At 57.8% G+C, this 19,037-nt stretch carries 14 protein-coding genes and 1 riboswitch; of the genes, 6 read left to right on the forward strand and 8 right to left on the reverse strand.

The genetic code is table 11. The features are described from left to right. The first annotated feature begins 129 nt into the window (after positions 1–129). A complete protein-coding gene (locus ACR3EQ_RS20495) occupies positions 130–1,836 on the forward strand; it encodes a hypothetical protein (protein ID WP_170617123.1) in 1,707 nt (568 codons plus the stop codon). Next, the gene (locus ACR3EQ_RS20500; RefSeq protein ID WP_170617125.1) at positions 1,833–2,924 is read left to right on the forward strand and encodes a transporter substrate-binding domain-containing protein; all 1,092 of its coding nucleotides are present in this window, start codon (positions 1,833–1,835) and stop codon (positions 2,922–2,924) included. The genes ACR3EQ_RS20495 and ACR3EQ_RS20500 overlap by 4 nt, the downstream gene beginning before the upstream one ends. Before the next feature lie 11 nt (positions 2,925–2,935). Here the strand turns inward: ACR3EQ_RS20500 and ACR3EQ_RS20505 are convergent, their stop codons facing one another. The 4 genes from ACR3EQ_RS20505 to ACR3EQ_RS20520 form a co-directional block, all read right to left on the reverse strand. Then, on the reverse strand, positions 2,936–3,628 hold the full coding sequence (locus tag ACR3EQ_RS20505) for an ATP-binding cassette domain-containing protein (RefSeq protein WP_170617127.1): 693 nt from the start codon (positions 3,626–3,628) through the stop codon (positions 2,936–2,938). Then, positions 3,615–5,162 carry a thiamine/thiamine pyrophosphate ABC transporter permease ThiP gene (locus ACR3EQ_RS20510; RefSeq protein ID WP_170617129.1) on the reverse strand — a complete coding sequence of 516 codons (1,548 nt, stop codon included), beginning with the start codon at positions 5,160–5,162 and terminating at the stop codon, positions 3,615–3,617. Before ACR3EQ_RS20510 ends, ACR3EQ_RS20505 begins: the two co-directional genes overlap by 14 nt. After that, positions 5,138–6,118 (reverse strand): thiamine ABC transporter substrate binding subunit, encoded by a 981-nt coding sequence (gene thiB / locus ACR3EQ_RS20515; RefSeq protein ID WP_170619319.1) that lies wholly within the window; start codon positions 6,116–6,118, stop codon positions 5,138–5,140. The genes ACR3EQ_RS20510 and thiB overlap by 25 nt, the downstream gene beginning before the upstream one ends. A 32-nt stretch (positions 6,119–6,150) precedes the next feature. Further along, positions 6,151–6,255: riboswitch (TPP riboswitch) on the reverse strand. Between the two features lie 85 nt (positions 6,256–6,340). Continuing rightward, on the reverse strand, positions 6,341–7,231 hold the full coding sequence (locus tag ACR3EQ_RS20520; protein WP_170617134.1) for a LysR family transcriptional regulator: 891 nt from the start codon (positions 7,229–7,231) through the stop codon (positions 6,341–6,343). A gap of 115 nt (positions 7,232–7,346) precedes the next feature. Between ACR3EQ_RS20520 and ACR3EQ_RS20525 the strand changes: the two genes are divergently transcribed. The 4 genes from ACR3EQ_RS20525 to ACR3EQ_RS20540 all read left to right on the forward strand — a co-directional run bounded on the left by ACR3EQ_RS20525 (position 7,347) and on the right by ACR3EQ_RS20540 (position 15,428). Next, the gene (locus ACR3EQ_RS20525) at positions 7,347–8,885 is read left to right on the forward strand and encodes a trimethylamine methyltransferase family protein (RefSeq protein WP_170617136.1); all 1,539 of its coding nucleotides are present in this window, start codon (positions 7,347–7,349) and stop codon (positions 8,883–8,885) included. A 61-nt stretch (positions 8,886–8,946) separates the two neighbouring features. Further along, entirely contained in the window at positions 8,947–11,358 is a 2,412-nt protein-coding gene (locus ACR3EQ_RS20530; protein ID WP_480491925.1) for a GcvT family protein, read from the forward strand. After that, complete coding sequence (locus ACR3EQ_RS20535) at positions 11,355–13,766, forward strand: FAD-dependent oxidoreductase (protein ID WP_480491927.1); 2,412 nt, start codon at positions 11,355–11,357, stop codon at positions 13,764–13,766. Before ACR3EQ_RS20530 ends, ACR3EQ_RS20535 begins: the two co-directional genes overlap by 4 nt. 3 nt (positions 13,767–13,769) lie before the next feature. Next, entirely contained in the window at positions 13,770–15,428 is a 1,659-nt protein-coding gene (locus ACR3EQ_RS20540; protein ID WP_170617142.1) for a thiamine pyrophosphate-binding protein, read from the forward strand. A gap of 267 nt (positions 15,429–15,695) precedes the next feature. On the opposite strand, the gene ACR3EQ_RS20545 is transcribed toward ACR3EQ_RS20540, so the two are convergent. The 4 genes from ACR3EQ_RS20545 to ACR3EQ_RS20560 form a co-directional block, all read right to left on the reverse strand. Continuing rightward, complete coding sequence (locus ACR3EQ_RS20545) at positions 15,696–16,343, reverse strand: sulfotransferase family 2 domain-containing protein (protein ID WP_480491929.1); 648 nt, start codon at positions 16,341–16,343, stop codon at positions 15,696–15,698. A 224-nt stretch (positions 16,344–16,567) separates the two neighbouring features. After that, complete coding sequence (locus ACR3EQ_RS20550) at positions 16,568–17,158, reverse strand: porin family protein (RefSeq protein ID WP_170617146.1); 591 nt, start codon at positions 17,156–17,158, stop codon at positions 16,568–16,570. A gap of 370 nt (positions 17,159–17,528) precedes the next feature. Next, positions 17,529–18,290 carry an ABC transporter permease gene (locus ACR3EQ_RS20555; RefSeq protein ID WP_170617148.1) on the reverse strand — a complete coding sequence of 254 codons (762 nt, stop codon included), beginning with the start codon at positions 18,288–18,290 and terminating at the stop codon, positions 17,529–17,531. Continuing rightward, complete coding sequence (locus ACR3EQ_RS20560) at positions 18,287–19,033, reverse strand: ABC transporter permease subunit (RefSeq protein ID WP_170617150.1); 747 nt, start codon at positions 19,031–19,033, stop codon at positions 18,287–18,289. Before ACR3EQ_RS20560 ends, ACR3EQ_RS20555 begins: the two co-directional genes overlap by 4 nt. Positions 19,034–19,037 lie beyond the last annotated feature (4 nt).

Genomic DNA, 19,037 nt, shown 5'->3' on the forward strand with positions numbered 1-19,037 from the left:
GAACGCGGTGATCAAAGAGTCTGCGGCCTACGCCAATACTTCCTGCAATCCCAAATATGAAAAATGCGGCTGGTAGTGCGGTTACGCGAAACTCTTTGATTGACGCAACAGAGTCGGGGAACCGAAAACATGGGCAACTATGCTGTTTGGGCCATCGGTCTGGGTGGGCTGATACTGCTGTTCGAGGCGTACAAGGAATACACAACCTCTGACGCCGTGGACAATCTGAAATCCAACAACCAGGCATCTCGTAAAGAGCTTGAAAACGTCCGAATGTCCGCACTGACCACCAAGGCCGAAAACCGCCGAGGTCTGGCGATATATATGGTGTTCTTTGTCGGCATCTACTTCGTGATGCTGATGTCGCCGGAACTGATCGCGACCTTTGTGATGGGCAGCAAGGAAGCGACGGCTGCGACAGGCGGGTCCAACGTTGTGGCCCGATCCATCGTTAACCCCGAGGCTGGTACGGGGCCTGCCGTTGATCCGCGTACTCTGCCGTTTTGGCTGGCCATCGCCATCACCTTTGGGGCCGCTTCGCCCACCTTTCAGGTTATCGAGCGCAAAATCCGCGCCATCGCCTATTTCTTTGCCGGTGTACCCAGAAACATTTTTCGGGTGCTGCAATCTCTCGAAGATCTGAATTACGGCAGCTATGGGGATGGCGAGACCCTGCCGCTGTGGAAAGCTTTTCGTGAGAAGATCGCGGCAAGCAAAGTTGACCCGATCATGGATGGAATGGTGCAAAGCATCGAAAGCTCGTTGCGCTGTATCGATTTGCTGCAACCGCCAATCATCGGGCCGCAAAGCTCGGCCTTCCGGCAATTGTTCAACGAAGATACCCCTCTGGCGCGGATCGACGACCTGCGATCACGGTACGCCAGCATTCTGGGCCGCATTGCTAACTTCAAGCTGGAAAAAGACACCTTGCAGAGCCTGCAGGATGAAACCGCAAAACTGGCGGACTCGATGCAGTGTCTGTTTGCGCTTTATTCGATCAGGTCGCGCAAAGTGCCCGAAGCGCTGATGAACACGCCAACGGCACAGATCATCGAAAAAGTGACTGGTGAAGACACCGCGCAATCCCTGCACGACATCACGCTTGCAAGTATTTTCGGGGCGGTTTTCAGCTATGTCCTGGTTGAACAGGTGGCCATGTTCAGCAGCAACGTAAGCGATGCGACCGAATTGCGCGAAATCTGCGCCGCCATGCTGATCCCCCTGATCCCGTCACTTATCCTGCTGGCGTTTCTTACCATACTGCTGCGGCATCTCAGGATGGATCAGGGCAGCTGGCCCCGCAGTGACGATATACAGATTCCGTTCTGGGACTATGCCAAGCTTGCTTTCTGGCCCGCCTTCCTGGCCACGGTTCTCTATGGTGCGATAACCTGCATCGGCGCGGATGGTGTCGTTCGACACGCGCTGGACGGTGACGGCAGCGCGATGATCACAACAGGCCTGAATTTCCTGAAGGATGAAATCGAACAGTTGCCGCGCATCTTTTTGCTGTCTTACGTGACGGCCTGCGCCCTGTTGTTCGTTGCGGATCAGCATGACCGGATGCGCTGGTTCGTGACAGTTGGTATCGCCCTGGTGGTATCGGCATTCCTTCTGATGGTGGCAAATCTGGCCGCAAGCCTGTTCAATATAGTCCCCCCGGCGACTGGCCTTGGCCTGCTGGACATCGCAATCATGGTAACGCTTCCCTATTCCATTTTCCTGGTCTTTTACGCAATTGCCGCCGAACTGGCTGAAACCGGGTCGATGAAGAAAATCCTGTCAGTTGTCGGCACCCGCATCCGCGAGCCCCAGAGATCGGATGGTCGCTCATGACACGCCCTGCTGTTTTGGCGTTCGCCTTGGCGGTTTTGGCCTGGCAAGGCACTGCCTCTTCTGTCACGGCCGAAGCGGACCTGATCGTTGGCGTGCGAACGGACGCCCCGCCTTTTTCGTATCTCGCGGTGCGTGATCGCGAAGGACGTTTGACCAGCGATACGCCGCCTCTTGCGTCGGGTGAGGTGTTCACCGGCTACATGGTCAATATCTGCGCCACGGTCCTTGAAGAACTGCAGAAGTCCCGCGATTTCACCGTTGAATGGAAGGCTGTCGAGGCGCGGGACCGGTTCACCGACCTACAAAGCGGCAAAATCAACATTCTCTGCGATCCGGCCACCATTACCCAAGAGCGTTTGTCCTATCCCGGCGTGCTTGTTTCCCCGCCGGTCTATCTGTCTGGTGTCGGAAGGGCGGAGACGACGCGTGACCAGTGGGCTGGTCACTGGCCCTGTATCGGCCCGGTCGCAGGGATCGTGGAAGGCACCACGGCACCGCGCTCTATTAGGCTGATTGCAGAAAAATACGGTTTCGGCGAGACATTCTCGGAAATCGTTAGAATGCATCCGGATGTAGACAAGGTTGTTCTCAGCGACGATGAGAAAAAACGCCTGACCGATTGCCCGGATGCCGTGGCTGGGTTGACGTGGGATGTGGGTTCGCTTGCTAAATATGTCGGCGCCGATGCGGCCGATACAGATCCTGACGCTGCCTATGTTGTCCGCAGTTACCCAAACCATGAAAAACTGGCGCAAGCGCTGTGCGACGGGCAAATCTATTACTCGGTTGGCGATCTTGAGATCGTGACGCTGGCATTGAAATCCTACATTGAAAGAAACCCGGATTGTCAGGCCCGTGCGGACGCTCAGGTCTATTCTGAAGAGCGCTATGGCATTTTCGTCCACTTGTCAGATCAGATGAACAGTTCGGACCAACTCACCTTGGCGTTTCTACAGCAGCTCACGATCGAGATCCACAAGGGTCACGATTCAATCCTTGTGCGAAGTTTTTCGGATAATTTTGACCGCAACAAGATTTCACGCTCCTTGGATCTGTTCCTGTGGAATCTGGTCGCCGGGGCCAACTGACGGCGGACGTGTCACCCAAGATAGTCTCGCAGCGCAGGCGGCGGGTTATCAAAAAGTGTGGATGTCTCGGTGACCGGGTGCGCCAGCCCATCCGCCACCAGAACCGAATGACTTGCGATTCGTCTTGCATCCTGTGGATCATGGCTGACCATCATCATTGTCGTTCCGGCCTCGGTCGTCAGGGCGGAGACAAGATCCAGCATTTCCGCCTTGAGCGCCGGCCCCAGAGCGGCAAACGGCTCGTCCAGCAAAAGCAAAGGCCGCTGTTGTACCAGCACGCGGGCAAGGGCAACACGGCTTTGTTGACCGCCCGACAATTGTGCCGGTCGCCGGTCCGCCATATCGGGCAAGCCAACACGATCCAACGCGGAATGCACCTGTGCCTGCTCATCGGCTGACAACCGGCCGTTCGGATGCAAACCCAGGGCGATGTTCTGGCCAGCGGTCAGATGAGGAAACAAGTTCCCATCCTGAAACAGCATCGCCAGCGGGCGCTGCCCCGGCGGTAATCCGGTAATATCGCCGCCGCGCCAGTAAATTTGCCCCGCGGCCAGATCGCGAAACCCAGCGATCGCTTCTAAAAGGGTCGACTTTCCCGCACCGGAAGGACCAATGATCGCAACCCGTGATCCGGTTTCGATTTGCAGGTTCGCGCATAATACGAAATCGCCATTTGAAATCGCACAGCCATCAAGCTTCAGCATGCCAGCGCCCTCCTCGATCCAAAAGCCAGAATGCCCCCATCGAAAGCGCCAGCAGCAACAGGGCGCCACCGGCCGCTGCCTCCATCTGATAGGCTCCCATCAGCCGGTAAATCTGAAGCGGAAGCGTAGCAATTTGTGCATCGGCAAATAGCGCGATGACCCCCAGATCCCCCGTGGACAGCGCCGCCGCCAGACCCGCGGCAAATCCTATTTGCGGTCGCAGGCGGGGCAGCAGAATGCGTGTCACAAAACTCCATCTGCTCATATCCAGTGACAGTGCCAGACGACCGTATTGCGCAACAACCTCGCGCGTCGATGGAACAAGTATCCTCAGGGCAAAGGGCAACGCCATGACGGCATTCACCAGAGCCGTTACAGGCAGGGCCAGAACAGTAGGGTTGGCAAGTGGGCGGATCAGGATGAACAGCCCGGTGCCGATGACCAGAGGTGACGCTGCCAATCCAAGAATACCGCAGAGTTCGACGATCCCGTATCGCCCGGTTGCAACCGTCATCGCCATCGGCAAGGCCAGAAGCAGCAGAACGACGGTGCTGGCTGCCGCGACCAAAACGGATATCAAGGCCGCCCGGTACACCAGCACCGATATCTCGAACACTCCCGAAAGTCCGGAGATCACGACCGAGGTCAACGGCAGCAGGAGAAAGACCGCCGCTGCGCTGATCCAGAAGGCATCAAACGCCCGCGTCCCTTCATCCCAGCGTCGGATGGAACGATCCAGCCCGGCACCAAACCCGTCACCCCTGGAGAACCTGAGCGCTGCCAGGGCCGCAGTCGCGGTCAGAACCAGCTGCACCCCGGACAGAAGCGCGGCGCGACCCAAGTTGAAATCATAGGTAAAGGCCTGGTAAATCGCGAGTTCTATCGTGGTCGCGCGTGGTCCACCACCCAAAGTCAGGGCAACTGCAAAACTAGTCAGGCAAATGGCAAAAACAACGGCCAGAACACCGGGCAGGATACGCGCCAGCATAGGCATTTCGATCAGCCGGAACATGGCCCATCCGTTGCAACCCAACTGGGCGGCCAATCGAAACCTTTCGGACGGAATCTCCTGCCACCCCTGCAAGATCAGACGCGTGGCCAAGGGGAGATTGAAAAAGACATGCGCCAGAACCACGCCATGCAGCCCGTAGATACGGATCGGCGGTAGCCCAAAAACCGCTAGAACGTCTGAAATCCAGCCCGCTCGGCCGAAAACTTGCAGCAAGCCGATGATGGCGACAATGACCGGCAAAATGAACGGCGCCCCCAGCAGCGCGATCAGAACCGCCCGCCCGCGAAAACGCCGCCGGGCCAGCGCGCGGGCGACAGGAACGGCAAGCCCTGCACTGAAAATGGCGGACAACACCGCCTGAACCAGCGTGAACCGAAGGGCTGACCAATCGGCCGGTCCGAACCCACTTGCGGAGTCGGCGCGCAGGGCAACTGCGGCGAGCGTACCAAGAATAAGCACGGCAATCAGTGTCGCCGCGCCAATACCCGGCGTCGGATTTACTGGCTGAGCGCGCCCAGCCATTCCGCCAACGCCTCGTCCCGCACGGCTGCCGCCTGATCAGAATCCAGCAGCAAAGATTTTTCCGGTACGGTCAGTGTATCAAACCCTTCGGGCAGGCCCGCCGCAGGCGTTACCGCCGGATACATCCAGTTGGTTGTCGGAATGATCTGCTGAAAAGCGTCCGAAACCATGAACTGCAAAAACTGGTCCGCCAGTTCAGGCTGATTGGTTCCGGCCAGTTTCCCGGCTACTTCGACCTGCATATAGTGACCTTCGTCAAATGCCGCCGCCGCCTTGCTTGCATCTTCTTCAGCGATCAGGTGATAGGCAGGTGATGTGGTGTAACTGAGAACCATGTCAGCCTCACCCTCAAGAAACAGTCCATACGCCTCGGACCAGCCCTTGGTTACGGTCACGATATTATCAGCCAGTCCTGCCCAGATTTCGGGGGCTTCGTCACCATAGGCGGCTTTGACCCACAGCAACAGGCCAAGCCCTGGTGTGGATGAACGCGGATCCTGAATGATGATTTTGGTATCACCGTCGGCCAGCTCACGGAAATTGGCCGGTGCTGCTGCGTCGGCATTATGGACAAACGCGAAATACCCCCAGTCGTAAGGCGCGAATACGTCATCGTTCCATTCTACGGGCAAAGTGTATTCGGCGCTGACCGAACTGGGCGCAAACAGGCCGGTTTCCTTTGCTGCCGCAATCAGGTTTGTGTCCAGACCCAAGACGACGTCTGCATCCGAGTTTTCACCTTCCAGACGGATGCGCGACAACAGGGCGGCACCGTCTTCCACTCCAACAAGGTTCAGTTCGCAGTCGCAGACCGCTTCGAATGCTTCCTTGACCTGCGGACCCGGACCCCAATCCGAGACGAAGCTGTCATAAGTAAAAACGGTCAGCTGAGGTTTGTCGGCGGCGATAGCCGAAGTCGCGCTCAGAATTCCCGCAGCAATCAGCAGATGTTTCATGTCATCCTCCATTGCGGCGAGAGGGCAAGGGTGGATGAAACCGTCACCTTTCCCTCCGCCGGTTCTAGCCGGTTCAGGTTCAACGGGTTCGCTATGGGCGTCTCAGCGCGGCATTCCGCGCACCCCGAGGTGAGGCCGTGATTAGGGTGATGTCGAAACAATTTCAACCAAATTCGCCCTTCACGCTTCACTGGCATGAAGGATGCTTCTCAACTGGCGGGATCAGGGCAGATCAGCCTGCGAGCCCAGGCTTTGAACCTGCAGCCATTCAATCGCGGCCCGGGTCTCGCGTCGCGATCGGCCAAGTCCTGTGCTCTCGACGAAGTAACCATGAGTGGGTGTTATTTTTTCATCAAACAGACGCACGACGCGACCTTCGGCCAGATCCTGATCGATCAAGGGCAGCCAGCCGACAATCGCGCCCTGCCCTTCTGCGGCACCCCGCAGCAGAACATTGGCATCTTCAAAGATCGGACCACGCAAAGGGCCATCAACCGGGACATTCATCGCCCGGAACCAGTCGAGCCAACCCCAGTGGTTCCTTTGATGCAACAGCGGACAGTGCAACAGGTCTTGGGGCTCATTCACCGGGCCGTGCTTCAGGACAAATGCCTCCGACGCTATGGCAACGGGGGCAAGCTCGATCAGCTTGATCGCATTTTCGGGCATCTCGGCCATTCGTTCCCAGCGGATCACGATGTCGATGTTTGCTCTGTTCAGCGTGCCGGGTTGATAAGAAGGAACCACCTCCAGCTCGATCTCGGGGTGGTCGTCCCAAAAATCACCGATCCGGGGCATCAGCCAGCGGGCGGTGAAAATCGGCCCCGCAGCAAGTCGGACCACTTTGCGGGAGCTGCGGCGAACCGAGCGCACCGCGTCATCCAGAATTTCAAATGCCTGAGCCGTTGCTGCCGCCAGACGCCTGCCATCTTCGGTCAACGCGACCTCGCGCCCGGCCCGTTCAAACAGCTTGACGCCCAGCTGCTCTTCCAGCCCTCGAATGTGATGGCTGATCGCCGTGGGTGTGACCGACAATTTCTCGGCCGCAATTCGAAAACTGCCCTGGCGGGCGGCTGCATCGAAGGCGCGAAGGGCGGGAAGAGAGGCGGTCACGAATTTCCCTAATGTAAGTTTTACTCATCAATTGCTGAGAAAACGGCTTTTGTAAACAAGCCCTATGGCTGTGTAGGCTGACTTTGAATGAAGCTGAGCTCATGATATTAGGCCCATGTCTACGCGCCGGCGCGGTCGCAAGGACCGTCTGACACAAGATAACAGCGACGAGGCCAGCCCTGCGGTATGGCCGGGTGTGGTTGGCGGGTGCCTGAAACCGCTGTCCCCGAATGAAGTCGCTCAGACCGAGGAAGCCGCATTGCTGCTGCTTGAGACCCTCGGACTAAGTCAGCCGACCCCATCCATGGTCGACAAGGTGACGGCAGCGGGCGGGACGCTGGGCGATGACGGACGATTGTTGTTTCCGCGCGCCCTTGTGCGCAAGTCGATCAAGCAGGCAAGGCGGAATTTCGTCCTTTGCGGGCAAGTTCCTGAAAACGATCTGCGGATCGAAGGCACGCGGGTCCATATGTCAACCGGCGGCGCCGCGCCGGGTGTCTTCGACATCGATACGGGCCACTACCGCCCTTCAACCCTGGCCGACCTGTATGATGCCGCCCGACTGGTCGACAGGATGGAGAACATCCATCATTTCAGCCGTCCGGTCGTTGCGCGCGACGTTGACCCTGCTGCGGCAATGGACCTCAACACTGCCTATGCCTGCCTGATGGGCACGTCCAAGCATGTTTCCGTCTCGATTACCGAACCCGAAAACGTCCCGGCCATTGCCCGCCTTTGTTACAGGATCGCAGGTGACGAAGCCGCCTTTCGCGCGCGACCGTTCCTGACTGTCATGGTCTGTCATGTTGTGCCGCCCATGCGCTTCGCAGAAGAGGCTTGTGAAGTGCTCGAGGCCGCTATTCTTGCGGGTTTTCCGGTACAATTGATCAGCGCGGGACAGGCCGGGGCCACAAGCCCGGCCACTTTGGCCGGGTCACTTGTACAGGCCGTGGCTGAAACGCTCGCCGGATTGGTTTTTGCCCGCCTGGTCGATCCGCAGGTTCGCGCGGTTTTTGCACCCAAACCTTTGGTCGCCGACCTGCGCACCGGGTCGATGTCTGGTGGCGGAGGGGAACAGGCGATCCTGATGGCCGGTGCGGCGCAGATGGGGCGGCATTTCAACTTGCCGACTTCGTCCATAGCCGGGATTACCGACGCCAAGACACTGGATTCCCAATACGGGGCTGAGAAATGCCTGGCAGTCGCCATGGCGGCACATGCGGGATCGAACATTGTCACGCAGGCCGCTGGCAGTCATGCCAGTCTTCTGGGCGTTTCATTGGAAGGCTATGTCAGCGACAACGACCTTTTGGGCAATGTGCTTCGAACAATCCGTGGGATCGAAGTTACGACCGACAACATTGCAGCGCAGGTGATCGCCGATGTGTGTCGGGGTCCGGGTCACTACCTGGGTGAGGTTCATACCTACGACCGAATGAAATCGGACTATTTCTATCCTCATGTTGGCGACAGGCGCACACCGGTTGACTGGCAGGAAGACGGCGCGCGTCCAGTCGGTGAAGTTGCGAAAGCCAAGGCGCGTGAGTTGCTTGCAAATCACTTCCCCTCACATGTTCCGGATGCGGTCGATCGCGATGTGCGACAGCAATTCGACATTCGACTGAGCCGCCGCCGGATCGGGAGAGAGCCATGACCGATCGCACTGACGGCGCTTTCAGCGCGCTCGAAACAAGAACAATCCATGGGGCTACTGCATGACTCTGCCCCACCATGCCCGCACCATCGTGATAGGCGGCGGCGTGATCGGGTGCTCGGTCGCCTACCATCTGGCCCGTGAGGGTCGCAAAGACATAATCGTGCTCGAACGTTCCAAACTGACCTCGGGCACCACATGGCATGCGGCGGGTCTGGTGCGTCGCTTGCGCCCGTCGGCCACTCTGACAAAGCTGATCAACTATTCGATTGACCTATATGGGGCGCTCGAACGTGAAACCGGGCAAGCGACGGGCTGGGTTCAAACCGGGTCGCTGACGCTGGCCACAAATGATGATCGCCTGATCAACATCAAACGTCAGGTTTCACTGGGCCGTGCGTTCGGGCTTGAGGCCGAAGTGGTCGATACGGCCCGCGCGCAGGACCTATGGCCTCTGATCAAAGTGGACGACGTCCTGGGGGCAGTCTGGTCACCCGCCGACGGCAGGGTCAATCCAACCGATGTAGCGCTGGCGTTGTCGAAAGGGGCCCGGGCGCGTGGTGTGCAAATATTCGAGGACACCAAGGTAACGGGTCTGCAAAAAAAAGCCGGTCGGATTGCAGCCGTCGAAGTCGGTGACCACCTGATCGAAGCTGAGGAGGTGGTGATCGCATGTGGACTGTGGTCCCGCGAAGTGGCGGCCATGGCCGGCGCGCATATGCCCCTTTACGCCTGCGAGCATTTCTACATGCTGACCAAGCCGCTGCCCGAAGTGCAGGCGCTTGGGCCGGGCGCACATCTGCCGACACTCAACGATCAGGATGCGTTCCTGTACGCCCGCGACGATGTCGAAGGGCTTCTGGTGGGTTCATTCGAACCCCATGCCAAGGGCCTGCCGCTGGATCGCCTGCCTGCTGATTTCAGCTTCGACCTGCTGGACGAAGACTGGGATCATTTCATGCCAATGATGGAAAACGCGCTGCGACGCATTCCCGCGCTGGAGCGTGCCGAAGTGCGGATGCTGCTGAACGGTCCTGAGAGTTTCACCCTCGACGGCCAGTTCATGTTGGGAGAAAGCTCGGATGTTCCTGGCCTGTTTCTGATCGGCGGGATGAACTCCACCGGTATCGCGCTGGCCGGGGGCGCGGGCATGGCAATGGCCGAATGGATCATTGCCGGCGAGCCGACGATGGAACTAAGCGAAGCCGATATCCGGCGGTTCAGCCCGGAGATGAACGTACTGGGCGCGCTGGAGGCACGCATTCCCGAAGTTCTGGGACGCCACTACGACAATCCGTACCCCGGGCGCTCGATGGAGACTGCGCGGGGGCAGCGTCGCTCGCCTGTTCACGAGGGGCTGGTGGCCGCAGGGGCACGATTTGAATCCCGCGGCGGATGGGAACGTGCAGTGCATTTCGGCGGTGAAGCCGCCCACTTGCCGCTGACCTTCGGAGTGCCCGCATGGCGCGAGCAGGTCGGCCGCGAAGTGGCCGCCTGCCGCCAGGGTGCCGCCATTCTGGACCAGAGTGCGTTCGGCAAGATCATGATCCAAGGCCCCGATGCCTGCGCCTTTCTGAACCGGCTGTGTGCGGCGCAGATAGATGTTGCCGAGGGTCGGATTGTGTACTCGCAAATCCTGAACAAACGTGGCGGAATCGAGAGCGACGTGACGGTTCAGCGGCACGGCCCGCAAACCTTCCTGATGATCACGGGTGCAAGTGAAGTTGTGCGTAACCTGAAAAGGATGCGTGAAACGCGGGGCGTATTTCGTGTTGAGTTTACTGATGTAACAAGCGGATATGCCATCCTGGGTCTCGCCGGACAAAGGGCCTGCGATGTTCTTCAAGCGACCACAAACACTCCCCTGCCCGATCTTAAGAGATTTCAATTCAGGCCCGCTGAAATCGGCCTCGCCGGTAGCTGGGTCGGCCGCCTGAGCTTTACCGGCGAAGAAGGGTTCGAACTCTATATCCCTGCCGAAATGGCGATGGCCGCGCATGAGGCGCTGGTGAGGGCCGGCGCGACCCATGCTGGTCTCTTTGCTAGTGGTTCTTTGCGGATTGAAAGCGGCTTTCGGGTCTTTGGCCACGAACTGACCCCCGGCACCACACCCGTCGAAGCCGGGCTTGCGGCCTTTTGCGCCTTTGGCTCTGGTTTTGTGGGTGAAAATGCGCTGCTCGAGCTGGAGCCGAAAAAACGGATCGTTTCGCTGCTGTTTGATGATCCGGCCGCGATACCGATCCACGATGAGCCGATCTATCTGAACGGGCGCGCCATCGGGCAGATAACGTCGTCGGCCTGGAGTTATCGGTTCAACCGATCTGTGGCCTTGGCAGTTGTGCACGATATCCAGCGGTCTTTCGAAGAGAAATCCTGGACTGCGGATGGCACGCTGCCTGTTGAAGTTGAAATCGCCTGTGTGCTGTTTTCGGCGCAGGCCACTTTGAAACCCGCGAAGGAAGCATTTTCGTGACGGACGTGACGCGCACCACCCGTGTCGCCATCATTGGCGGCGGTATCATGGGGGTCGCTGCGCAATTTCAGTTGGCCGAAAACGGCTGGACAGATACGATTCTGTTCGAGAAAGCGGAATTGACAAGTGGCTCGACCTGGCACGCCGCGGGGCAGATCGCTCACGCCTTGAGCAGCCGTATCGCGGGATGGATCAACAAGACCTCGATCGCAACCTACAAGCAGGTTGAAAAAGAGACGGGCCAAAGCATCGGCTGGCATGAAGTCGGCGGTTTTCGCATTGCCACAACCGATGATGAGGTTGACTGGATGAAATCCATCATGGGTGTGGGCAAGATGCTCGATCTGCCGATGGAACTGGTCGGGCCGGATGAGGTTGCAAAAGGCAATCCGTTTTATAAGGTCGACAACGTCAAGGCGGCAGTCCGGACGTTCGAAGACGGACATATCGACCCGTCCGGCGTGACCCAGGCGCTGGCAGCGGCTTCCCGCGCGCGTGGGGCCAAAATTGACCGCCGCAATCAGGTTCTGGGCGCAAGCCGACGAGGGGACATTTGGCTGCTGCGCACGGAAAATGGTGAAGTACTGGCCGAACACGTGGTGATCGCCGCAGGCAGCTATGCCAATCAGGTTGGCGAGTGGTTTGGTTTGAAAATCCCCTCGGTCTCGTGCCTGCATCACTATCTGGTCACTGATGCCGTGCCTGAATTCGAAAACCGCCCGGAACTGCCGGTTATGCGCGACAACGCCTTTGGCGGGTATATCAGACAGGAACAGAAGTCCGGCCTGATCGGAATATACGAAGGCCATGTTTGCCCGACCGTCTGGACAATGCCGCAGGGTGCGACCTGGAAGGCCGAAAATGAACTGTTCGAGGCCGATTACGACTCGATTGGCGACTTCTTGATGATCGCCTTTGAAAAAATGCCTGTCCTTGCTGATCTGGGCATCAAGCGAGTGGTTCGGGGTGCAATCACACACACACCCGACGGGGAGATGCTGGTTGGGCCCTCGGGTGCGCCGAATGTCTGGCTGTCCTGTGGGTCGTCTATCGGCCTCGCGTGGGGCGGCGGTGCGGGCAAGGTGCTGGCCGACTGGATGGTTCACGGCGAAACGCAGATCAACACAAGGACGATGGACCCGCGCCGTTACGGCGATTTTGCCAGTGACACCTTTATCGTCGAACGCACCAAAGATGAATTCATGCGTCGCCATGACACGCCCTGCCCTGGCAAGCAGTTCACGTCCCTTCGCCCGATCAAGCGACATCCGCTGTATGATCGGTTGGCCGCCAAAGGCGCGGTTTTCGGCGAGATCGCAGGGTGGGAACGCCCACGGTATTTTGGCATGCCGGGTGAAGTCGAGCAGGTAGGCTGGGGGCACCAGCCATGGCACACCAACGCGATGACCGAGGCGCAAGCAACCCGTGCGTCTGCTGGCGTAATTGATCTATGCGCATTTGCTCAGTTCGAAATTTCAGGCCCGGATGCCTGCAATCTGCTGGACAGGTTGTCTGCAAACACAATCCCCTCCCGCGACGGAGGCATAAGCCTGAACCACCTGTTAACGCCCAATGGACGGTTCGAAACCGAGATGACGATCTGGCGCATTGCCCGGGATCGGTATTTCACAGGCTCCGCAATAGCCCGCGCCAAACCGGACTTTGATTGGATCCGATCGCACATTCGGCCAGGCGAGGACGTGCGGATGATCAACCGAACTTCGGACTGGGGGATGCTGGCCCTGTCCGGTCCGAACTCGCGCAAAATCCTGCGTGAACTTACCGACGCGGATCTGTCGAATGCCGCCTTCCCCTGGTTGTCGGGGCAGGAAATCACCGTGGCGGATGTGCCAGTCTATGCCCTGCGAGTATCTTTTGTTGGAGAGTTGGGTTGGGAGATTCACGCGCCGCTGCACCGGATCGCGGAGATGTATGATGCGCTCCACGCGGCAGGTGCCGGGCACGGCCTGATTGATCTTGGCAGTTACGCCTTCAACGGCATGCGAATGGAGAAGGCCTATCGCGCGTCGGGCGAACTGACCACCGATGTCGGTCCGCTGGATGTCGGTTTGGACCGTTTCGTTCGTGCAGAAGGGCGCGATTTCATTGGGCGGAATGCCTTGTTGGCCCACGTACCGGAATGGGAACTGCTTTATTGCGAACTGCACTCAGATCGTTTCGACATTCATGGCGGAGAACCCGTCTTGCATAATGGCGTTGTTGTCGGCCTGACAACGTCGGGTGGATATGGTTACACGATCGGAAAATCTCTGGGCTGGCTGTTCGTGCGCAGGGGTACGGCGCGAAGTGGGCTTTCGGTGCAGATTCTGAATCAGGACATACCCGTTACAGTCCATGACGAAGCGCTTTTCGACCCAAAGAACCTGCGCTCCCGATCCGAGGAGTAAATGATGACCACGATCAATGGCGGTGAGGCCGTCTATCGCGTTTTGAAGGCCAACCGGATCGACACGGTATTCGGATTACTCGGCGGCTCGATGCTGGAACTTTACGACGCAATGTATCGCGGCGGCGATATCGCCTATGTCGGCGCCCGGGATGAACGCGCGGCTGGGCACATGGCAGATGCCTGGGCGCGCATGACGGGCAAACCCGGGGTCGTCCTCGGCGCGCAGGCCGGCCCCGGCGTGGTCAATATTGTAACTGCCGTAGCCGAAGCTCATCTGGCCTATTCACCGCTTGTCGTCATAGCGGGGGCGATCAGCCGGTCCGATCAGGCCAAGGATACGTTTCAGGAAGTCGACCAGGTCGCGTTGTTTGCTCCGATCTGCAAGCGTTCGGTGATGGTGACCGATCCCAGCCGACTGGCGCCAATGCTCGAAGATGCGATCCGACTTGCAAGTTCGGGTAGACGCGGGCCGGTGGTCTTGCATGTCCCACGCGATCTTTTCGCGGCCCAGGTTCCGCCCATTGCGCCGGAGCCCGTCAAAATAGCCCGTCCCGGCCCGCCTGCACCCGAGGATGTGACCGCGATAACCAGACTGCTGTCCGGCGCAAAGCGCCCAGTGATTTTCGCAGGTGCCGGGTTTAAGTGCACTGCCGAGGATGACACGCTGACAAGGCTTGCCGAAACGCTCGAGGTTCCGGTGGTCGCTTCAACCGGGCATGCGGATGTCATGCGGCATGGTCATCCCTGGTTCGCCGGACAGGCGGGGCCACGTGGCAATCGCGTCGCCTCGCGCCTGACCAAAGAGGCAGACGTTATGGTCGTTTTGGGCGCGCGGCTTGGGTTCAACTCGACCTTTCACAGCAATGACTATGTCGGGGCCGATACCCGAATTGCCCATGTCGATATCGAAGGGTCCGCCGTCGGTCGCTATTTTCCGGCTGAGATCGCAGTTCAGGCAGACGCCTGCCAAACGGCCGTCGCATTGACCGAAAAATGTTCAAAGCCCGCCGCTGATCCATGGCGTATTTCTTTTCAGGACGACATGAAAACCTTGCGTGCTGAACGCGATGAAGAGGCCAGGATCGCCACGCGGCCAATGCACCCCAGACGCGCCTTGGCGGAAATTCGGAAAGTACTGCCCGAGAATGCAATTGTAACGCTGGATACCGGCAACACGTGTCTTCAGGCAGCGGACCGGCTGGCCCACTATGCACCCAGGTCCCTGATCACACCGCTGGACTTCGGATTGGTCGGTTTTGGTCTTCCGGCGGCAATTGGCGCCAAGGCCGCCGCCCCGGATCGACCGGTCGTGGCAATCATGGGCGACGGCGCGATCGGATACACGATGATCGAAATTCAGACAGCAATCTCATATGGATTGCCGATAGTGATCGTGGTCCTGGATAACGAGGCATGGGGAGCGGAAAAAGCTTATCAACAGGAGTTTTTCGAAGGCCGTCTGCTTGGTGCCGAAATCGCCTCGCCCGGGTTCGACCGGTTCGCTGAGTTGTGTGGCGGCAAAGGAATCTGGATAGAGTCGCCGGAGGATCTGGGGCCAGCCCTGACCAGCGCATTTTCCAGCGGGGCAACAACTGTTATTCACGCCAAGATCGACGCCGAAGCCCTTACGACGTTGCGCAAGGATTTGTTTCAAAAGTGATTTGCAGAGGGTCGTTTGAAGCCAACCAATTTCCAGGGCTTAGCGAATTAATGGCACCAGTTTGGACCCATCTTGGTCTCGTGGCACTCCCATGACGGCGGGATCCAGACGCAAGGCTCTCGCGAGCCATTTGTTTGATCGTGTTGACTACGGTCGGGTTTGAACCTGCCTAAATTAAGGCATCGAGGCGGAGGATTCGTGCGCTTTGCGCGAACTCAATGCCCGGGTAGAAACCAACTCTATTTTACCATCAGTCACCCCTTGGGGCTACAACTTTCGAAGAGAGAAGTTCTTCTTGCGAACCAGGCCGTCGTTGAAATCATACCCGAAATTCTCAATGTCGCGGATGTAAACCTCACCAACCGCTTTACTGCTTTCATCGGAATAGTATTCCCGGTAATCTCGCCTTTTCGATTTCTTTCGATGCTTGAAGAACATACGCCTGCTGCCAATTTCCCGAAGCACGACTTTTAAGTCTTTATCGAGGGTTTCGAAGCGGCCCAGGAAATCCAACGGCATTTCACCGTCGTCATTTACGAGAAAACTGGATTGGGGTTTGAAGTAGGGTATGTCGAGGTACTTTGAAGGTTCTTCCGTGAATGAAGACAGGAAGCTCTCGAAATTGGGGTGACTGGCCACCAGTTCCAGTTCCTGACGCCGCGCGATGATATAGTGATAGGCCGAGACCAACCTGTCCCAAGGATTCCGAACAAAACTGAACTTGAAATAGTCTGCCGCCTCCGGCCCCAACTGCTCGAGATGCACAAATAAAGACGAGTGCTTGTCGATCGCAGGAGAAGGATCATGTTTCGTAAAATTCAGGAGGTTCGGGCGGCGCAAAATTGTTGAAACCGTCGATCCCGCAGTTTTTGGAATATGAATGAATACGGTCTTTAGCGTGGGATAGATTGGCACCGAATTGCTACGCCTCCTTGCAGACAACGCGTGGGGCGCAAGTGCTCCGAAGGACTCGCGCAACATGCGCAAGACCAATGGTACACTCCGACGGGTGGCAAGAAAAGCATATCGGTATCATGCAGATACCATGTGCCGCGCCTAACTAATGGGAAATCCACGCGACGCCCTTGCCGCGCTGCCCGGGCCGCATAATTGAATACGGGTCAGTGGCCTGTTCCGATTCAGAACCTGTAGTTCAAGGAAAACGAGAGTGTGGTTACACCCAAGTCTTTAAAGTCACGTTCAAAATCCGAGTACTCAGAATAGACCAACTCGGCGCCGAGCGTGACCTCCTCGCGGATGAAACGTTCATAACCAAGAGACACGAAATAACCATCGCCTTCGCCTGGATTGATATTGCCACTGGCGTGCGTGTCGAGCTCAGCATAACCGGCGCTGGCGTAGTACATGTTTAAGCCGCTGTCGATGCCGCCGCGCGCGCCAAAACGCTTGTACGAACCCAGTTCGAAACCAGGGTCAATGTCCAGATTCGTCCGGGTGTATTGCAGAAAATACCCGATTATGACCTTGCCGAAATCGTAGTCCCAGCCGAATTTCGCGCCGTAGATCGGACCGCTGGAGCCTTCCACGTCGGGGGCATAACCAAGTTCCAAACCAACGGAAAAACCTGTCCAGTCGACGCCTGATGCAGGGAGTACAGCTGGCTTTTGGAACGGCGCCATGACACGGGAAACTTCTGAATCACTCGCCATTGAAGCTGCCGGGTACATCGCAGCAAGGACAAGGGCGACGGCTTGGGTGCGAATAGTCATTTTGATCATATCCATAGCAACTGAATTAACACCTTACCTTAGCGCAGATGCCACGTAATGTTCCATGTGGGACCCTGAAATCCAGAAAATTTGCCATGGCTGTTGTGTCAATACGGCAATGGTCGCGAAACACAAAAGCCCCTGATGCGCTCTGCGTCCAAACGCTTACTCGAATGCCGTGTTGCCGCTGGGTCAGCAACCGTCATTCTTCAAAGAGTTGACCATTGTTCGGTTCTTTGCAGCCGCCTGGAAGTGAGCGGTTGTTTTCTTTGGCAGATCTTTAACGGACAAGACTTGGCAAGAAAACTGAAGCAGGCAAAACACTTACCTAGCCTAAAGTCGAGTTTAGGCTGAAAAGCGTCAAAGCGATTCAAACCCCTTCGAACCGCCGGAATGCCAGAGCAATCAGGCCCGCAATCGCCATATAAACCAGCGCCAGCAGCAGCAGTGGTTCGTAGACGATAAAGGTGTCCGCCCGGACCCGGGAAGAAACTGCATAGATTTCGACCACTGTTATGGTCGCCACCAGTGGGGTTGCCTTAAGTTGCAAAATTGTTTCGCCACCCAAAGTCGGCAACACGTTGCGGACTGCCTGCGGCAACCAGATTCGACGAAACATGGTGAAACGTGGCATGCCAAATGACTTTGCGGCTTCAAGCTGCCCTTTCGCCACCCCGGAAAATGCGCCGCGCATTACTTCGCCCTCATAGCCCGCGAATGACAAGGTCAGCGCGAGCACTGCATAGGGCCACGCCTGGCGCAGGTACGGCCATAGTTCCGATGCGCGGATCCAGGGAAACTGGGGAAACAGAGAGCCCAGCCCATAATACAGCAACCAAATCTGCAGCAGCAGCGGCGTGCCGCGAATTATGGTGCAGAATACCCGAGCTGGAGTGGCCAGATACCAAGGCCCGACCGCCTGCGCCAATCCAAGCGGCACAGCCAAAAGAAAGCCCAGAACAGTTGTAACAACCAGAAGCCAAACCGTGGTCCAAAGACCTTGCAGTGCCAAGGGCGCATATTTTGGGATCCAGTCCCAGCGCAGCGATAACGCGCACCAGATCACCAATGCCGCAAACAGAAGCATCATAACGATGCGGTGCGGTTGCATCAGGGCTTTGAATGTTGTCATGCGGCGTCCCCTTTCAGCGAAGGTTGACCGCGCCGTGCCCATTTCTCAATTCGGGCAAAAACCACACCCGAAAACAGGGTCACCATAAGATAGAGGAAGCCCGCCGCCAGAAAGAAAGTGAAATAGGCCCGGGTGCTGCTTGCCGCCTGCCTTGTTTCCAGGGTCAATTCACTAAATCCGACAACGGCCAGCAACGCCGTGTCCTTGGTCGCGATGAGCCACAAATTGGCAAGCCCCGGCACCGCAAACCCCATCATCGCGGGTATCGTTACCCGACGCATGATCATGAAAGCTGGCATTCCGTAAGACTTTGCCGCTTCGATCTGTCCCACCGGAACAGCCTTGATGGCACCGCGCAGAACTTCGGTGGCATAGGCCCCCTGCACCACGCCCAACACCCAGATGCCTGCCGCGATACCGTTGATTTCAACCCGGCCTCCGCCGACCGCCTCAGAAATCTTGTTGATGATATCACTGCCGACGTAATAGAGGATCAGGATCAGCACCAGCTCAGGTACCGCCCGGATCACAGTCGTGTAGATAGCGAGAAGGTCGCGTGTGACCTTCCCGCCGTATAGCTTTCCATAGGCTCCGAACAGCCCGATTACCAGCCCCATCCCAAATGCGCCGAAGGCGATCTGCAGCGAATTGGCAAGCCCGCGCAGCAGGTTGCCTCCCCAGCTTGACAGCGACAGCAACTCGGCGCTGGCGCCGAGGCCCAGTGTCTCGAACAGTCCGGTCACAACA

This window comes from Ruegeria sp. AN11 (genome assembly GCF_056536005.1).